This is a genomic window from Psychrobacter sp. P2G3 (genome assembly GCF_001593285.1).
In the GTDB taxonomy this organism is placed as follows: domain Bacteria; phylum Pseudomonadota; class Gammaproteobacteria; order Pseudomonadales; family Moraxellaceae; genus Psychrobacter.
This window is the reverse complement of the sequence record NZ_CP012529.1, coordinates 772,100-789,101: the sequence shown is the minus strand read 5'-3', so window position 1 is coordinate 789,101 and position 17,002 is coordinate 772,100. Positions and strand designations below refer to the sequence as shown.

Here is a 17,002-nt window from a genome sequence, read left to right as displayed (position 1 = left end):
TATTTTGAACTGACTATATAACGTTTAGATATATACAGCTGCGGTGTACTTTTAACTAGGTTCACCATCTTACTATTAATAGGGATATAAGGAGTTTGTAGTCATGACGACTTTTGCCGCACAGCTCCCCCTATTTCGTGCTTACGATATTCGCGGGGCGCGCCAGTATTTTACTACTGAATTTATAGCGGCATTAGGTGAGGTTTTCGCGCAGCTATATAAAGCGCAAGTTTTTCGTTCAAAAAGTAGTCATCTAGAATGCAATCACTCAAAAAACAACCATTTAGAAAACTGCAATACAAAAAACATTCACGCAGCGGAAAAGCATTCAGCGCGCAAACATCATCAAATCAATAAAGCGAATCCTCAAGCCAACTTTCAAACTAATACTGTGGTCATAGGTTATGATGTGCGCTGTGATAGCGATACCATAGCTCACATGCTTGCCAGCAGTTTAAGTCAGCATGGATTAACGGTTATCCAGTTGGGGCTTATCACGACTCCAATGATGGCATTTTGGGCGCAGCAATATGATGGGCATGGCATTATAGTCACCGCCAGCCATTCTGAAAAGAACATCCTAGGGATAAAGTGGCTGGTAAATAATGCCTCCCCTAGTGACGCTGACATTCAAGTAATTCACCAAAGCCTAACGAGTGATAATTCCTTAAATGACTCTAGCTTTCAACATAACAAAAATAACCAGCAAGACAACAAATTTCAAGTAAATACATCTAGTGCCTGTAATGCAAATATTCTTGCCAGCAACCTTATCAGCTTGCCTACTAATACTGTCGCCTCCACTTATATAAGTGCTATCGAGCAAGTATTTGCTCGTATCGAAAAACAAACTAATCAATCCCCCTCTCATAATCGTGGTACTGCAACCAAACTGGACTTAAAGATCGTTCTTGATTGCCTAAATGGTGCAACCAGTAGGATTGCTCAACCTTTATTTGAACGCTTTTGTAAGCAAGTTATTGTGCTTAATGATATTCCTGACGGTAATTTTCCAACAGGCAATCCTGACCCTACTGAACCAAACCGTCTGGCTGAGCTCCAGCAAACTGTTATCATCAATGAGGCAGATATAGGTCTGGCCTTTGATGGTGACGGTGATAGATTGATGATCGTTGATAATAGCGGTAAGGTCGTCACCCCTGATCATTTACTGTATTTATTAGCACGAGTGGCAATCATAGAACGTCCTACGCTCAACAAAAAACCAAACGCCCCGCAGGTTCTGTTTGATGTAAAGTGCTCTCATCATTTGCCACGCTTACTTGATCAGCTCGATGCGATACCAGTGATGAGTAAAACGGGTAGTAGCTTACTGCGCCAACAGCTCCAGTCTCATAATAGCCAAGCCATATTTGCCGGTGAATTATCAGGGCACTTTATCTTTAACGACGACTATTTTATTGTTTATGATGACGCTATGTATGCTGGACTGCGCTTGCTACACTGGCTAGCATCGACCGTTGTCAAATCTGACATTACCGCACTGCGAGGTATCGATACTAAGACCTCTACCCGCAATCTGCCTCCAAATTATGATGAATGGGGCGCGCCTAGAAGAGCAACCCTACCGTATCGGCTGACTGATATTACGCAATATTTGCCAAAACTTGTGAGTACTGCTGACAACTATTTACCACTGTCGGATGATGCTTCTAATCATTGTTCAATCGTAAAGCATCTGACTACGTTTTGTCATTATCTACAGCACTTGGTTGAAGAAACTAACGTTGAGTCTTCTGTTATGGATGCAGCGACCTTACAAGCAGACATTATAAAAACAAAGGGTTTAGTGACCTTGCCATCATGTCGTTGCTTCGATAATGTACAGCAAATAACATCCACACAGGCTAAACAGCTTTTACCAAAAGGCACGCTGTTATCTTTCATCGATGGTGTACGTTTAGACTTTGCTCATGGCTTTGGTGTACTGCGTCAATCAAATACCAGTCATAGCCTTACAGTACGTTTCGCAGGAGACAATTTGGTCGACATGAAAGACGTGCAAGCGCGCTTTGTGACGTTGTGTCAGGCCTTTGATACACAAATAGCTGAGCAAATTGCCGCTATTTCTGCTGAGTAAAAGCAGCAACAGCAACGAATAATCATTCAAAACAATATTTATTTAACAATAGCTTTAAACATAAATTCTTTGCCATTACTGGCATAAAAATTAGTATAAAAATGCGTGGGTAACGACCGTTTTATAATTGTATTTTAGGAGAGTATGATGTCGCTTAATTTAGATGATGCAAAAAACACCGCTGAAGTGTTGACCACGGCGCTGCCTTATATTCAACGCTTCGTCGGTAAATTGATTGTCGTCAAATATGGCGGCAACGCGATGACCGATCCTGCACTTGAAAGCTCATTTGCACGTGATATCGTACTTCTAAAGACTGTCGGCCTACATCCAGTAGTCGTCCATGGCGGCGGTCCACAAGTCGATAATTTGTTAAAAGAGCTTGGTCGCCAGTCTGATCGTATTGACGGTATGCGCGTGACAGATAAGCGCACCATGGATATCGTTGAAATGGTACTTGGTGGCAGTGTTAACAAATCTATCGTTAGCCTTATTAACAAACATGGTGGCAGCGCTATTGGACTAACTGGTAAAGATGCCAATCTTATTCAAGCTAAAAAACTACTAGTAGAAAAAATCGGTGAAGACGGTATTGCGGTACCTGTAGACTTAGGCTACGTCGGCGATGTGGTTAGCGTCAATAAAGATGTAATTAATATGCTTATTGCTTCTAACTTCATCCCCGTCATTGCACCGCTTGGGGTTGATGAAGAAGGTAATACTTATAACATCAATGCAGATTTGGTTGCGGGTAAGGTTGCAGAGTTTTTACAAGCAGAAAAACTGATGCTGCTGACCAATATTAAAGGGGTACTAGGTCGTGACGGTGAAGTAGTCACTGGCTTAACGCCACAGAAAGTCGATAGCTTAATTGAAGATGGTACGATTTCAGGCGGTATGATTCCTAAGATTCAATGTGCGCTTGATGCAGTACGTAGCGGCGTGAAAAGTGCAGTTATCGTTGATGGTCGCGTCCCGCATGCCACGCTATTAGAGATTTTCACCAACGAAGGTGTCGGCACGTTAATTAGTCGTGATTTGGGTTCATCGATGAGCTGAGACTAGGAGCAAGTAATGGCATTGTGGCTATGGTGTCTGCTTTTTATTTTAGAGAGTCTATATTGCTGGTGGATAATTGGTTACGGCGGCGCAAAATGGATAGAAGGTTGGAAATCGTTTTTTCTTATTGAATGGTTTGCACTTGAATGGAATGCTGAACAGATTCGGATGTACGTGCTAATTATTTGGGTAGCTAGCCTAATCTGGTTTATCTTGGGTGTTATAAAACCTGAACTTAGATTATTCTAAGCTCAGGTTTTGCTACCTCTTTTTACCTAAAAATGCTAATTTCTTAATAAGCGCAAAACTCTACGGAGCTATGACTGCTATTACCATACACTTTCATGCGGTGATTACCTTTACGCTCAGTAAAGTACGAGGTCTCATTGTCATAACGGTCACCATCTAAACGACCATTTGGCCCTGAGACATAAGCAACATTAATGCGATCATCACCTTTAGAATAGCCTTTTTATGAAAAAGTCATGTCAAACGTTTCTTCATCAAAGCCGCAAAGCAATATCGGTCGACCTTTATTTTTATCTGCCAGCTTACCTTCTACGATTGGACGTTTAATCATGCTGGTATTTTCTACTAGCAATTCAATAGCCTTGTCTACATTGGCATCAGCTGCTTGCTTTTGCTCATCATCTAATTTGCGCCATGTCGTCCCGCGCTTATTCAATACTTTATCAATACCAAGCGCATCTACCCAACGCTGGACGCTTTGTTTATCAATACCTTTTTTATCAGCACCTTGCTTTTTATAATCGTGAAAATCATAGCTTACATTCAGCTCATCAAGCTTAGTAAATGCTTTTTTCATCGTGCTACAAGATTTGATACCGTAAATAGTGATGGTCATTGGAACTCCAAGTTAATTATCGTTATTCTCTTTATTATACCCAAGACTGACTAGTTGTAGACCGCAACCTTAGCTATAATCAGTTTTTAAACGCCAAACATATCACGCAAGCAAACCATCATATCATCGCAATTTTCACCAAATTACGCTATGCTATGGCATTGTAAAATTTCACCTATTTTTATCTGTATTAACCAATTCCGAGCCGACTATGAGCAACGCCGTGACAGCAGACCAATCTAATACTAACAATGCTAATGCCAACGCTAATAACGTTAATAATATTGCTACTGACAGCACCCAATATCAGCCGCAGCTGATTGAATCTGCGCAGCAAGCCAAATGGGCGACCGACAAGCGCTTTGAAGTAAGTAATGAGCCAAGCGATAAGCCAAGTCGTTATATGCTGTCTATGTTCCCTTACCCCAGTGGTAAGCTACATATGGGTCACGTGCGTAACTATACGATCTCTGATGTATTAAGCCGCTATTATCGCCTAAAAGGCTATGAAGTCATGCAGCCAATGGGCTGGGATGGTTTTGGCTTGCCAGCTGAAAACGCAGCGATTGCTAACCAAACACCACCTGCCGAATGGACGTTTGCCAATATCGATAACATGCGCGCGCAGCTTAAACTGCTTGGTTTATCCATTGATTGGTCACGTGAATTTGCTACCTGTAGCCCTGAGTATTATCAATGGGAGCAGTGGTTATTTTTACAGTTATACAAAAAAGGTTTGGTTTATAAGAAGCTTGCTACCGTCAACTGGGATCCGATTGATAATACCGTCTTAGCCAATGAGCAAGTCATCGATGGTAAAGGCTGGCGTAGTGGCGCTGCGGTCGAAAAACGCGACATCCCAATGTATTACTTTAACATCACCGATTATGCTGATGAGTTGCTTGATGATTTAGATCAGTTAGAGGGTCATTGGCCATCTGAAGTACTAACCATGCAGCGCAATTGGATTGGTCGTAGTGCAGGTATGGAAGTGCATTTTCCTTATGAGCTTGCTGGGGAAGATAACACTTTAGACGTGTTCACTACTCGCCCTGATACCTTAATGGGCGTCACTTATGTAGCAGTTGCCGCTGAACATCCGCTAGCGCAATATGCTGCTGAACATAGTGAAGCGATTGCTGAATTTTGTGCACTTTGTAAAAAAGGCTCAGTTGCTGAAGCCGATTTAGCTAAAGCTGAAAAAATCGGTATGGATACTGGGCTAACCGTTACCCATCCATTAACAGGCGAAAAAGTATCTGTTTGGGTTGCTAACTACGTATTAATGAGCTATGGCTCAGGTGCGGTCATGGCAGTGCCAGCGCATGATGAGCGCGACTACGAGTTTGCTATTAAATACAACTTACCTATCAAGCAAGTTATCAAGTCCCCTGATGGTTATGCTGAGTCCGTTATCGCCGAAGCCAAAACAGATGGTTCTGAGCCAAACCTTGCTTATACTGAGCGCAATACCCTAGTCAATTCAGATGGATTTGACGGTATGGATTTTGAGCAAGCGTTTGAAGCAATGCTAACTAAGCTTGAACCGCAAGGTCTCGCTAATAAAAAGATTCAGTATCGCCTGCGTGATTGGGGTGTATCTCGCCAGCGCTATTGGGGCTGCCCTATTCCAATGGTCAACTGTGAGCATTGCGGCACGGTACCTGTTGAAGAGCAAGATTTACCAGTCGTCTTACCGACTGATGTCGTACCTGATGGACGTGGTAATCCACTTAAAAATATTCCAGAGTTTGTTAATACTACTTGCCCTAAGTGTGGCAATCCTGCTGAGCGTGAAACCGATACCTTTGATACTTTCGTTGAGTCAAGCTGGTACTATGCGCGCTTTGCTAGCCCGAACGACTCGCAAAACATGGTCAATAAGTCTGCTGCTAACAAATGGTTGCCTGTCGATCAATACGTCGGCGGTGTAGAGCACGCCGTTATGCATCTGCTTTATGCGCGCTTCTTCCACAAGCTAATGCGCGATGAGTCACTAGTATCAGGCGATGAGCCATTTGCTAATCTCATGACCCAAGGTATGGTACTTGCTGGCACTTTCTATCGCGTTAATGCTGATGGCAGTACGACTTATTACTTCACTGAAGACATTGATATTGATTATAACGAGCGCGGACAACCGATTAAAGCTATCCTAAAATCAGATGGACAGCCTGTAACAATTGGCAAAATTGAAAAAATGTCTAAGTCAAAAAATAACGGTGTCGATCCACAAATCACCATTGATAAATACGGTGCTGATACGGTTCGTCTATACACGCTATTTACCGCTCCTGCTGATCAAACACTAGAATGGTCAGATGATGCGCTAAAAGGTCCTTATAATTTCGTCAAAAAAGTGTGGCGTATTGCGACCGAGCACATGCAAGCACTCACTGCAGCGAACTTAGACCTTGATACCCTAAACAAAGAAGCCCTCAATATTGACGGCTTAAGCAAAGCTGCCAAAGGTTTGCGCCGTAAGACTCATGCAACGATAGCTAAGATTGATAGTGACTTAGGTGATCGTCTAGCATTAAACACACCAGTATCAAGCCTTATGGAGCTTGCCAACGAACTTGCTAGCTTCAGCGCCAATAGTGAGCAAGATCTGCAAGTACAGCATGAAGCATTGATTGATTTGCTTATCATGTTATCAGTATATGCACCGCACGTCGGTGAGCACTTACTTGAGCAGCTAGGGCTTGATACAGTAACACTAAACTATCCAGCCGTTGATGAAAGTGCCCTTGTGCAGGATATGATCACGATGGTTGTGCAGGTCAATGGTAAAATGCGCGGCAAGATGGATGTAGCCCCTAATAGCGATCCAGAGCAGCTAAAAGCACAAGCACGGACAATGGAAAGTGTGGCAAAATTCCTTACCGGTGAGATTAAAAAAGAGATCGTCGTGCCTAATAAACTGGTTAATATTGTGGTTGCAGGCTAAACCCTTTAACACTTAGTGCTTTAAGCCTTTTTATCAAAATAAGGATAGCGATTATGTTAGATAAGCATCAAGCTGTGCAGTCACATCAAAAGAAATCAAGCAGACAAAAACTAGCGAAAGTACTACTCGCTACTTTGCCAATGCTTACGGTGCTTGGTGCGACAGCAGGTCTTAGTAGTTGCGGGTTTCAGCTACGTGGTTATGATACACCAATGCTTTTTGATATTGCCAAAACAGCGGTAATTATTGAAGACAATCGCACTGCATTTCCACTCAAGTTGCCATTAACACGACGCTTAGAAGCTTTAGGTCTCGACGTAATCGATAACATGACCTTGGCTGACATCGCTAACAACAGCAACAATGTGGGCGCTGACCCCATTGCTGCTATTACGGTAAATAACATACGCTTTAAACGTTATGAATTAGTCGGTGTATTAACAGAGATTCGTTTAGTATTATCAGCAGATGTTAGCTACCAAACCATAGAGAATGGCAAACCTGTGACGCTAAGCAATCCTATTCAAGTTGAGCGCAGCTATCAATATAATGAGGCATCTGTCAGTACCGATGATCAGCAAGGCAATCAGATTCGTGACTGGCTTTATGATACTTTAGCACGCCGTATTACTGATCAATACGTTGCTATTTCTCTTCCTAAAGTGGCGCCTGCTAGTGCCAATAAGTCTTCTCAAACGCTTAAAAGTCCAGAGAAGACCACTGTAATTGTGCCAAGCTCTTAACGCTTATTATTAGCATCTTTTGGTGTTATTTTAGTTCTAAAAGGTTATAGCTCAATACTTATGCAAGATACCTTTATACAGGCTTATCCAAAATTACTACAACCTTCAGTTGCAGTGGTAGGCTTGTGGCTGGCACATGGTGATGAGCCGTTACTGAGTCAATGGCTTATCGATGCCATGCGCCCACATTGGCGCGCGCAAAACTATGCCATCAAGCGTATCGAGCTGATATCGGTGAAAAGCTGGCAAGAAGTATTGTCGGAGCTGGGTAGCCAGTCTTTATTTGACGATGCAAGTGCGCTCATCGTGACTGGCAACCATAAGCCAGATAAGGGAGTTATCGCTGAGCTAGAACGCTTCGCTCAGGACGCGCAAACAGGTGCACATAGTCATAGTTTATTATGGTTAACATCCAAACAAGACAAGCGTGCCCAAAGCAGTAAATGGTTTACACCGTTTGCTCAATATGGTCACGTTATTGATTGCAACTTATACAACGAACAACAACGTCAACAGCTATTGCAAATACAAGCTCAACAGTTTGGCTTAAAGCTGTCTCAAGAGGCTTGGCAACTGCTTATGTCACATACTGAGCACCATCTGTTAAGTGCCTATCAAACACTGTGGCGACTCTCTTATCTGTTTGCGCCACAACTAATGGCGAATGGTGATGATGCCAGTCAAGAGCATGGTACATCTACAAAGCCTGCTACCAATGTCGCCTTGGATATAAAAGATTTACAAGCCGCCTTAGTCAGTGATGCCCAATTTAGCGTGTTTGATTTATCGGATGCAATGCTTGCTGGTAATAGTCCACAAGTGGCAAAAATCATCTTTCAGCTTAAAGCCACTGATGAGCCAACGACCTTAGTGCTCTGGGCGATTAGCAAGGACATGCGTCAGATTATGCAATTGATGGATGGACAAGACCCACAAGCTCTTGGCATATGGCGCAGCAAACAAGGCTTATATCAACAAGCTTGCCGCCGTCAGTCAAAAGCCTATACTGCCGAATGGCCTACCCTGCTTTATCGCTGTGACCAAGCGATCAAAGGACTGGTTCGTCAGCCAGCTTGGGAATTACTGTTGCAAGCAGCGTTAGAACTTTCTGGCAAGCGCTTGTTTACTGCTCGATAACTATTAGCCCTGCTATCTTCGCTCTTTATACCTTCTACTTCATAGCCTCTACTCTTTAATCAATTACCTTGATAACTTTTCCTAGCTATTATTCAGTTTTTTACACAGATTGATTTTACAAACCGTCGTTTATAATCAGCCCTCCTTCTGCTTTCTGATATTCCATAAAACAACCTTAACCTTTCTTAAACTAATTGCCATTCCCTTTTACCTATGAAGTCTCTACTATACATACACTTGAGTTCACTGTGATTGGATTGTTGTTATGCGTAAAATGAGCAAAAAGTCTGCTATTAAATGGGGTGTCATTGTCCTGATTGTCGTAGCGTTGGCGGCGTTAGCTTACACTACTCTAAAACCAGAAGAAGAAAAACCCAACTATCTGACAGCGACTGCTGAGATTGGTGATATCGAAAACAATGTCATGGCCTCAGGGAAAGTCAAAGCCCTCAATACCGTTGATGTCGGTGCACAGGTATCTGGTGAAGTAAAACGTCTCTACGTTGAGGTTGGTGATGAAGTACAAGAAGGCGATCTTATTGCTCAAATCGATCAAGTAACTCAAAATAATAACTTAAGCAATGAGCAAGCTAGCCTTGAGCAAAGTGAGGCCGCATTACAAAGTGCACGCGCAGAAGCATTAAGCCGTCAAGCTGGTCTAAAAAGTGCCTATGCTGATCTTGCCAGCCGCCAGTCTGAGCTTAAGCAAGCACAGTCAGACTTCGCACGTTTGCAAGACTTAGTCGCTATCGATGCGATTTCGCAGCAAGAGTATGACACTCAAGCGACTAGCGTTGAAACAGCAAAAGCCGCGGTTGCTAATGCGCGCGCTGCTATAGATACTGCTAAGGCTGCTATTGCCACTACGCAGGCTAATATTAATGGCCAACAGGCAGCATTACGTAAAGCGCAAACTAATGTAAGTACGGCAGAGGAAGATCTCAGTTATACCACCATCCGTGCGCCTATATCAGGCACCGTCGTTTCTATTACTACCGAGCAAGGGACGACTGTTAATGCCAATCAAACCGCACCGACACTGGTCACTTTAGCGGATTTATCAACGGTTCGTATCAATGCACAAATCTCTGAGGCCGATGTTATCAATGTTGAAGCTGGTATGCCCGCCTATTTCAATATCATTGGTAATCCAGACCAGCAATATGATGCAGTGCTGACTGCTATTGAACCAGCACCTGAGAAAATTAGTGAGACCAGTTCAACGGACTCTGCTATCTATTATGTGGGCTACGTGGAAGTGCCAAACCTTGACAGATTGTTTCGCATTGATATGACGGCGCAAATTTATATTGTTATCGACCAAGCCAAAGACGCGTTGCTCGTACCATCAGCTGCAGTGCAAGAAAAACCATCTAAAAATAAAGCCGATAAAAAAGCTAAAACCAGTAAATTCATACGCGTATTAAATAACGATGAAACAGTAGAAGAACGCGCAGTAACTGTAGGGATTGATAACCGAGTAAATGCACAAATTCTAAGTGGTCTACAAGAAGGTGAACAAGTCATTATCAGTGAAGGTAGTGCCAAAGGTTCTGGTAGCGGTCGTATGCGTGGCGGTCCACCAGGAATGTAACTTGCTCTTTGTATATGTTGGTTGCAATGGGGCTTAAGCACGATAGCCCTACTGCAGCGACGTTCATCATCCTTGATTAAAGACATTGCTATGACTATATCTCAATCTTCTAAACCATCGTCTAACAGTGAAGCCAGCCAAGGCTTAGAGCAACAAGCGTCTGCCAACAGTGCTAACGCCACTAGAAAACCTGACTCACAGAATCATACTCAATCGGCAGCTGACAAGCCTATCATGCAACTGTCGGGTATTATTCGAGAGTTTCCTGCAGGTGAGCAAACCATTCGCGTCTTGCACGATATCAATTTAACCATTAACCAAGGCGAAATGGTCGCTATCATCGGGCAATCTGGCTCTGGCAAGTCCACATTGATGAATATCTTAGGCTGCCTCGATCAAGCAACAGCTGGTGAATATAAAATCTATGGTAAGTCAGCACGTAAGTTAGACGCTGATGAGCTTGCCAAGCTACGCCGTGAGCACTTTGGCTTTATCTTTCAGCGCTATCATTTGCTTGGTGATATCAGTGCAAGAGACAATGTTGCTGTCCCTGCCGTATATGCTGGCATGGATACGGAAGCTCGGATTAACCGTGCCGAAAAGTTACTTACCGACTTAGGGCTTGGGGATAAAGTCGGTAATCGCCCCAATCAGCTTTCAGGCGGACAACAACAACGTGTCTCTGTCGCTAGGGCCTTGATGAATGGTGGTGATATCATCTTAGCCGATGAGCCAACTGGTGCGCTTGATAGTAAGTCTGGCGAAGATGTGATGGCAATATTACACGACCTAAATGCAAAAGGTCATACCATCATCATGGTTACTCATGACCCAAACCTTGCTGCACAAGCTGAACGAGTAATTGAGCTCAAAGACGGCTATGTCATTGCTGATTATAAAAATGACAATTATCAACAAACTGATGCTAAACCCGAACCCATTTTAGACAATCACCGCAAAAGCGCGTTTGCTAGTTTTATTGATCGTCTGTTCGAAGCATTTAAGATGTCTTTGCTTGCTATGCGAGCCCATAAGATGCGCACCTTGCTAACCATGCTGGGTATTATTATCGGTATTGCTGCTGTCGTCTCTATTGTAGGTCTTGGTCAAGGCTCCCAGCAGCAGATTCTTGCCAATATCAGCTCACTGGGTACTAACACCATTACCGTTAGTGATGGTTACCCTAGGGGCGATCCAAGACGTCGTTACAATGATGACAACCTGACCCCAGAGGATGCACAAGCGGTTGGTAATCAGCCCTATATTACCAGTGTTAGTCCGCAGGTTAATGCCAACTCCAGTGTTCGCTATCGCAACATACAAGAGGAATCTACCGTCAATGGTGTCGGTAAAGACTACCTACAAGTCACTGGTGAGACCTTAGCACTCGGCCAAGGTTTCGACGAGCAAAGTATTAACTTGCGTAGCCAAGATATCATTATAGATGACAATACCAAGCAAACCTTTTTTGCAGATAATGACAATCCTATTGGCGAGGTAATATTAATTGGCAGCGTTCCAGGGCGAATCATTGGTGTGCTTGAAGAAAATGATGGCGGTTTTGGCGCAGATCTTACTACGCCTACCATATACATGCCTTATACCACCGTAATGTCACGTATTAGAGGCAGTACCAATATCGATCGATTTGTGGCCTTGGTAAGTGATGATGTCTCCTCAAGTGTGGCTGAGTCTGCAATCTCTGACTTAATAGAGAGCCGTCATGGTGAAGAGGATTTCCAAATTCGCAACTCAGACTCTATACGTCAAACTATCGAGTCAACAACAGGCGCTTTGACGCTACTAATCTCATCAGTTGCCGTTATCTCACTGATAGTTGGCGGTATTGGCGTGATGAATATTATGTTGGTATCAGTTACCGAGCGTACCAACGAGATTGGGGTGCGTATGGCAGTTGGTGCGCGTCAAAATGACATTATGCAACAGTTTTTGATTGAGGCTGTGTTGGTCTGTATTTTAGGTGGTCTACTGGGTATTGGGTTGGCATTCGCCATTGGTGAATTAATCAACCGTGTTGGCGGCGATAGCTTCAAAGTTATTTACTCGCCAACTTCTATTATTGCTGCTTTTGTTTGCTCAACGCTGATTGGGGTTGTTTTCGGATTTTTGCCAGCACGAAATGCCGCCAAACTTGATCCCGTTGAAGCACTTTCTAGAGATTAGCTAATGATTCATGAAGCAACATATAAGATATAAAGGCTTAAGAATAGATAAAACAGTAAAAAAAGAAAGAAATCTAAATTTTTATGTGAGATTTGCACTTTTTTTAAAATGCGGGGTTGTAATTGTCATAATAATATATATAATGTGCTCTCACGTTTAGGGATACAAATTCTTTAAACGAGAGAACAAACTTGATGTCTCTGTTGATATTGATAAGTCGATATATAAAGAAATTAAGTTTGAAATAATCTCCTTTTAAGGAAATTATTCTTGCATACAATCTGATACATTGATCATATGCATAAGTATTAGAAAATCCTATTTAAAGGATTTTCTCTTGCGAAGCTAAAAAAGCAGTGCTTTTTTTATACGCTTCTCAGGGCCGTTAGCTCAGTTGGTAGAGCAGTTGACTTTTAATCAATTGGTCCCGCGTTCGAATCGCGGACGGCCCACCATTTTTAGTTTGATCCTTATTAAGCGTTCTGCCCTATCCGGTAGTTGTTTAATAAGTTAGTTTGAAAGACCTTATTTATGTTTCAAGTTTTATATAATTTCCCTTTAAGGAAATTATTCTTGCATACAATCAGATATATTGATTATATGCATAAGTATTAGATAATCCTATTTAAAGGATTTTCTCTTGCGAAGCTAAAAAAGCAGTGCTTTTTTTATACGCTTCTCAGGGCCGTTAGCTCAGTTGGTAGAGCAGTTGACTTTTAATCAATTGGTCCCGCGTTCGAATCGCGGACGGCCCACCATATTCCTAAAAGCCCAGTCACTATACGATATAGTGACTGGGCTTTTTTTCGTCTGAAGCTTTTCTTTATTTCTTACGGTTACCTTTAAAAATACTAAAGTCAGCATCTTTTCGCCACAGCAGTTTATGCTTGATAGTATCTTTAATCGTACGTGGGTGCTTAGGCGCTTGCTTTATTAACATATCAAAAGTCGCTTCATCTATAGCTAACTCACGTCCATGCGCCATCATGACTACTGATGGCTTTAAATCTTTTATTCTTTGTAATGACTGGATATAAACTTTAGGATCATAAATAGGAAAAGGTGCAACGAATTTATGACGTAGCTTAATAATCAAATCAGCCGTATATACTTGCCGACTCGGCACATGGAACAAAGATAAATCACGATCTGTATGGCCTGGCGTCTCTAGGACTTGCCATTCATCAAACCCCGGCACACAATCTCCATCTTTAACGACAATATCAGGCTTAAGGTGCGCTGGATAATACAAGTTTTTAGGTGAGCGCCCTTGACGTCTCGCCACATAATTAGCCAGACCCATATCTACAAAATGCATGGTTCGCCCACCGATACCGCTATACCACTGGCTATTCTTATCCGCAGATACAATAACACAGCCTGTCGCTTCTCTGAATTTGTGTGCCCCGCCGGCATGATCTGGATGCATGTGAGTGACTATCACTACTTTCAAATCCGTTATCGGGCGCTGCAAAGTCGCTCTAATATAGTCTAACACCATCGCTATATCAGGGCGGCAGCCACCATCTAATAGCATAATTTTAGATGGATATATCGCAAGATACGTACTTTGAATATATCCATCTAAGCGTACAATTTCACATAAACTCATTTATATTCCCTGCCTCGTTAATCATTCTTGTTGTGAGGCTTCCTTTCAGTGTAAGCAATAATCTTTAGTATAGCGTTCGTCATTTTTAAATAAATGACTTTGAGTGAACGCTTGTGACTATAAATAGTTAATCTTGAATAACGCTTGAACAAAAAACTTATAAATTTGTCATCAGAAAAGCAAAAACTCAGCACATAGGCTGAGTTTAAGATAAAGCATTTAATAATTGAAATTGCAGTTAGCGTTGTTTAAACAAAATTGATCTTTGCTAAGCTAGCCTTTACTGATTTAACTAGGCAAGATCACGAACCTTGGGCTCACGTTCCCACAGACGTGATTTGGCATTTTCGATAAAGGTATCTAACTCAGCCAATGGCGTGACAAAGCTATCTTTTTCGATAGGTAGCTTACTTAAGATAAATTCATCGGTCGCCCCGCAATAAGCAATCGCTTTGCAATGCCCATAAGCGTCATTGAACCAATCTAATGCTGAGCTGTCTTTGGCAAGCTTTTTAGCTTGATCAGGCATAATGATACTAACCACTGCATCAAACATCACTGAAGGACCGCCAGCGAGACGCTCGTCAGCTTGTATGCGTGTATCGTCATCCAACACAACTTCTTTGTTGGGCGCAACGATTTTTACGCTAGCGCCCTGCTCTTTTGCCGCATCTTCAAACTTTTTGATTTCGCTATGTTTGGAGCCATCAGCGACCAAGATACCAATCAGACGTCCTTTCAAACTCTTAGGAGTAAGACCAATCGTTTGTACTGCGTCAGAAGTTGCCATATCTTGTACTGGTGCTGCTGCGTCGGCTGGTTCTGGCAATTCCATACCAAGCGCTTTTGCCACACGATTTGCCAAGTCTTCATCGATATGAATGAGATGACTAAGCGTACGAGTACGTACATGCGCCGTATCTACCTTACCAAGCTCAAACGCGTAAGCAGAAGCAATATGTGCTTGCTCAGCTGGCGTTTGACTGCGATAGAACATACGCGGTTGACTATAATGATCCGCAAAGCTCTCCGCACGTACGCGACCTTTCACGCCATCATCTAACTGCTCATGGAATGATTCAAAACCACGCTTAACGCTTTCACGCGGTCTGGTTGGATCTAAACTCTGAGGTTCATAAAGGACGCGAGTTTTAGGTACTTGCATTTGCATATGACCGTCTTGCTGATTATTTGCAAACGGACATTTTGGCGCATTGATTGGAATTTGTGCAAAGTTTGGCGAGCCTAACCGTGAGAGCTGGGTATCTAAATAACTAAATAGACGACCTTGTAATAATGGGTCATTACTAAAATCGATACCAGGCGGCAAGTGTGATGGACAGAATGCGACTTGCTCCGTTTCCGCAAAGAAATTATCCGGATAACGATTAAGTACCATTTTACCCACTACCTTAACTGGCACCATTTCTTCTGGAATCAGCTTGGTAGCATCTAAATGGTCAAATGGGAATTCATTGGCTTCTTCTTCGGTAAATAGCTGTACACCAAACTCCCACTCAGGATAGTCGCCGTTATTAATTGATTCAAACAGATCACGACGATGATAATCAGGATCAGCACCTGAAATTTTCACTGCTTCATCCCACGTGGTCGACTGTACACCAAGTACTGGCTTCCAATGAAAACGCACAAAGGTACTCTTACCATCTTTGTTAATCAAACGATAGCTATGAATGCCAAAGCCTTCCATCATGCGTAAGCTACGCGGTAAAGCACGATCACTCATCAGCCAAATTAGATTATGCATAGTCTCAGGACTTAACGACACAAAGTCCCAAAACGTATCATGGGCAGATGCCGCTTGCGGGAAGCCACGATCAGGCTCTGGTTTTACGGCATGGATAAGATCTGGAAACTTCATCGCATCTTGAATAAAGAAGATTGGCATATTGTTACCAACGATGTCCCAATTACCTTCTTCGGTATAGATTTTCACTGCAAAACCACGTACATCACGTGGTGTATCTTTTGAACCTTTATTACCAGCAACCGTAGAAAAACGTGTAAATAATGGCGTCTGCTTGCCTGTTTCAGTTAAGATTTTCGCCGTAGTATATTCTTCTAATGACTCTGTTAGTTCAAAATAACCGTGCGCTGCACTACCGCGCGCATGGACAATACGCTCAGGAATACGCTCATGGTCAAAATGATGAATCTTTTCACGCAGTACAAAATCTTCTAATAGAGTCGGCCCGCGAGCGCCTGCTTTTAGAGAATTTTGGTTATCAGAAATAGCGACGCCCTGCTGGGTCGTTAAAACTTTAGTGTCATCACCTGCGCGCTGATGAGTCTCACCCCCGTTACCACGTTCAGTATTCATATTCTTAGCGGGGTCGGTATAATCTAGATTCTTATTCATAATATATCCTAGCTAATGAGTAAAATGACCTCTTTTGAGATCATTAATAAAGTGCTTACACAGGTTTAGTATCCTTGGAGATAATGATGACTTCATATGTCTATTAGTTATCTGTGTTTTAGCACTGCCGATTATCAAAAAGATAAATAAATAATAGGCTTACGAGTTATATTACCCAAAAACTAAGTGGTGTATATAGTGAACCTTGTTGATATTTAGTTAAAGTTTATGCATTTTAAATAGAAAGACCTTATTTCTTTAGCCTACGTCTTAGAAATCGATTCTTGTAATGTAGATCTTCTTTAAGGTATGATTTTATGAAGGATTACACACCGATGATAAATAAATGGACATTATTCTTAGCCACATATTTATCT

At 42.4% G+C, this 17,002-nt stretch carries 11 protein-coding genes and 2 tRNA genes; 10 read left to right on the top strand and 3 right to left on the bottom strand.

Going from position 1 to position 17,002, the window contains the following annotated elements:
- Positions 1–103 precede the first annotated feature (103 nt).
- The 3 genes from AK823_RS03415 (at position 104) to AK823_RS03405 (ending at position 3,409) form a co-directional block, all read left to right on the top strand.
- Positions 104–2,101, top strand: coding sequence for a phosphomannomutase (locus AK823_RS03415; RefSeq protein WP_068326195.1), 1,998 nt, complete (start codon positions 104–106; stop codon positions 2,099–2,101).
- A gap of 147 nt (positions 2,102–2,248) precedes the next feature.
- Positions 2,249–3,160: an acetylglutamate kinase gene (gene argB / locus AK823_RS03410; RefSeq protein WP_068034720.1), complete on the top strand. Its 912-nt coding sequence runs from the start codon at positions 2,249–2,251 to the stop codon at positions 3,158–3,160.
- A gap of 15 nt (positions 3,161–3,175) precedes the next feature.
- Positions 3,176–3,409: a hypothetical protein gene (locus AK823_RS03405; RefSeq protein WP_068326192.1), complete on the top strand. Its 234-nt coding sequence runs from the start codon at positions 3,176–3,178 to the stop codon at positions 3,407–3,409.
- Between the two features lie 223 nt (positions 3,410–3,632).
- On the opposite strand, the gene AK823_RS03400 is transcribed toward AK823_RS03405, so the two are convergent.
- The gene (locus AK823_RS03400; RefSeq protein ID WP_068326185.1) at positions 3,633–4,025 is read right to left on the bottom strand and encodes a Spx/MgsR family RNA polymerase-binding regulatory protein; all 393 of its coding nucleotides are present in this window, start codon (positions 4,023–4,025) and stop codon (positions 3,633–3,635) included.
- A gap of 211 nt (positions 4,026–4,236) precedes the next feature.
- Here AK823_RS03400 and leuS point away from each other — a divergent pair, with 211 nt between their 5' ends.
- The 7 genes from leuS to AK823_RS03365 all read left to right on the top strand — a co-directional run bounded on the left by leuS (position 4,237) and on the right by AK823_RS03365 (position 13,391).
- Positions 4,237–6,975: a leucine--tRNA ligase gene (gene leuS, locus AK823_RS03395; protein ID WP_082785623.1), complete on the top strand. Its 2,739-nt coding sequence runs from the start codon at positions 4,237–4,239 to the stop codon at positions 6,973–6,975.
- A 53-nt stretch (positions 6,976–7,028) separates the two neighbouring features.
- On the top strand, positions 7,029–7,718 hold the full coding sequence (locus tag AK823_RS03390) for a hypothetical protein (RefSeq protein ID WP_068326182.1): 690 nt from the start codon (positions 7,029–7,031) through the stop codon (positions 7,716–7,718).
- Positions 7,719–7,778: 60 nt separating this feature from the next.
- Positions 7,779–8,855 carry a DNA polymerase III subunit delta gene (locus AK823_RS03385; protein ID WP_068326180.1) on the top strand — a complete coding sequence of 359 codons (1,077 nt, stop codon included), beginning with the start codon at positions 7,779–7,781 and terminating at the stop codon, positions 8,853–8,855.
- Positions 8,856–9,120: 265 nt separating this feature from the next.
- Positions 9,121–10,449, top strand: coding sequence for an efflux RND transporter periplasmic adaptor subunit (locus tag AK823_RS03380; RefSeq protein ID WP_068326179.1), 1,329 nt, complete (start codon positions 9,121–9,123; stop codon positions 10,447–10,449).
- 234 nt (positions 10,450–10,683) lie between these two features.
- Positions 10,684–12,633: a MacB family efflux pump subunit gene (locus AK823_RS03375; RefSeq protein ID WP_068330111.1), complete on the top strand. Its 1,950-nt coding sequence runs from the start codon at positions 10,684–10,686 to the stop codon at positions 12,631–12,633.
- A 379-nt stretch (positions 12,634–13,012) separates the two neighbouring features.
- A tRNA-Lys gene (locus tag AK823_RS03370) sits at positions 13,013–13,088 on the top strand.
- A 227-nt stretch (positions 13,089–13,315) separates the two neighbouring features.
- A tRNA-Lys gene (locus AK823_RS03365) sits at positions 13,316–13,391 on the top strand.
- A 65-nt stretch (positions 13,392–13,456) separates the two neighbouring features.
- Here the strand turns inward: AK823_RS03365 and AK823_RS03360 are convergent.
- The gene (locus AK823_RS03360) at positions 13,457–14,245 is read right to left on the bottom strand and encodes an MBL fold metallo-hydrolase (RefSeq protein WP_068326178.1); all 789 of its coding nucleotides are present in this window, start codon (positions 14,243–14,245) and stop codon (positions 13,457–13,459) included.
- A 292-nt stretch (positions 14,246–14,537) separates the two neighbouring features.
- Positions 14,538–16,625 (bottom strand): catalase, encoded by a 2,088-nt coding sequence (locus AK823_RS03355; protein WP_068326177.1) that lies wholly within the window; start codon positions 16,623–16,625, stop codon positions 14,538–14,540.
- Between the last annotated feature and the right edge of the window lie 377 nt (positions 16,626–17,002).

What these genes read in the sequence shown, in the direction of transcription:
- AK823_RS03415 (WP_068326195.1), top strand. Translation starts at nt 104, where the DNA reads ATGACGACTTTTGCCGCACAGCTCCCCCTATTTCGTGCTTACGATATT.
- AK823_RS03375 (WP_068330111.1), top strand. Translation starts at nt 10,684, where the DNA reads ATGCAACTGTCGGGTATTATTCGAGAGTTTCCTGCAGGTGAGCAAACC.
- AK823_RS03385 (WP_068326180.1), top strand. Translation starts at nt 7,779, where the DNA reads ATGCAAGATACCTTTATACAGGCTTATCCAAAATTACTACAACCTTCA.
- AK823_RS03405 (WP_068326192.1), top strand. Translation starts at nt 3,176, where the DNA reads ATGGCATTGTGGCTATGGTGTCTGCTTTTTATTTTAGAGAGTCTATAT.
- AK823_RS03400 (WP_068326185.1), bottom strand. Translation starts at nt 4,025, where the DNA reads ATGACCATCACTATTTACGGTATCAAATCTTGTAGCACGATGAAAAAA.
- AK823_RS03390 (WP_068326182.1), top strand. Translation starts at nt 7,029, where the DNA reads ATGTTAGATAAGCATCAAGCTGTGCAGTCACATCAAAAGAAATCAAGC.
- argB (WP_068034720.1), top strand. Translation starts at nt 2,249, where the DNA reads ATGTCGCTTAATTTAGATGATGCAAAAAACACCGCTGAAGTGTTGACC.
- leuS (WP_082785623.1), top strand. Translation starts at nt 4,237, where the DNA reads ATGAGCAACGCCGTGACAGCAGACCAATCTAATACTAACAATGCTAAT.
- AK823_RS03355 (WP_068326177.1), bottom strand. Translation starts at nt 16,625, where the DNA reads ATGAATAAGAATCTAGATTATACCGACCCCGCTAAGAATATGAATACT.
- AK823_RS03380 (WP_068326179.1), top strand. Translation starts at nt 9,121, where the DNA reads ATGCGTAAAATGAGCAAAAAGTCTGCTATTAAATGGGGTGTCATTGTC.
- AK823_RS03360 (WP_068326178.1), bottom strand. Translation starts at nt 14,245, where the DNA reads ATGAGTTTATGTGAAATTGTACGCTTAGATGGATATATTCAAAGTACG.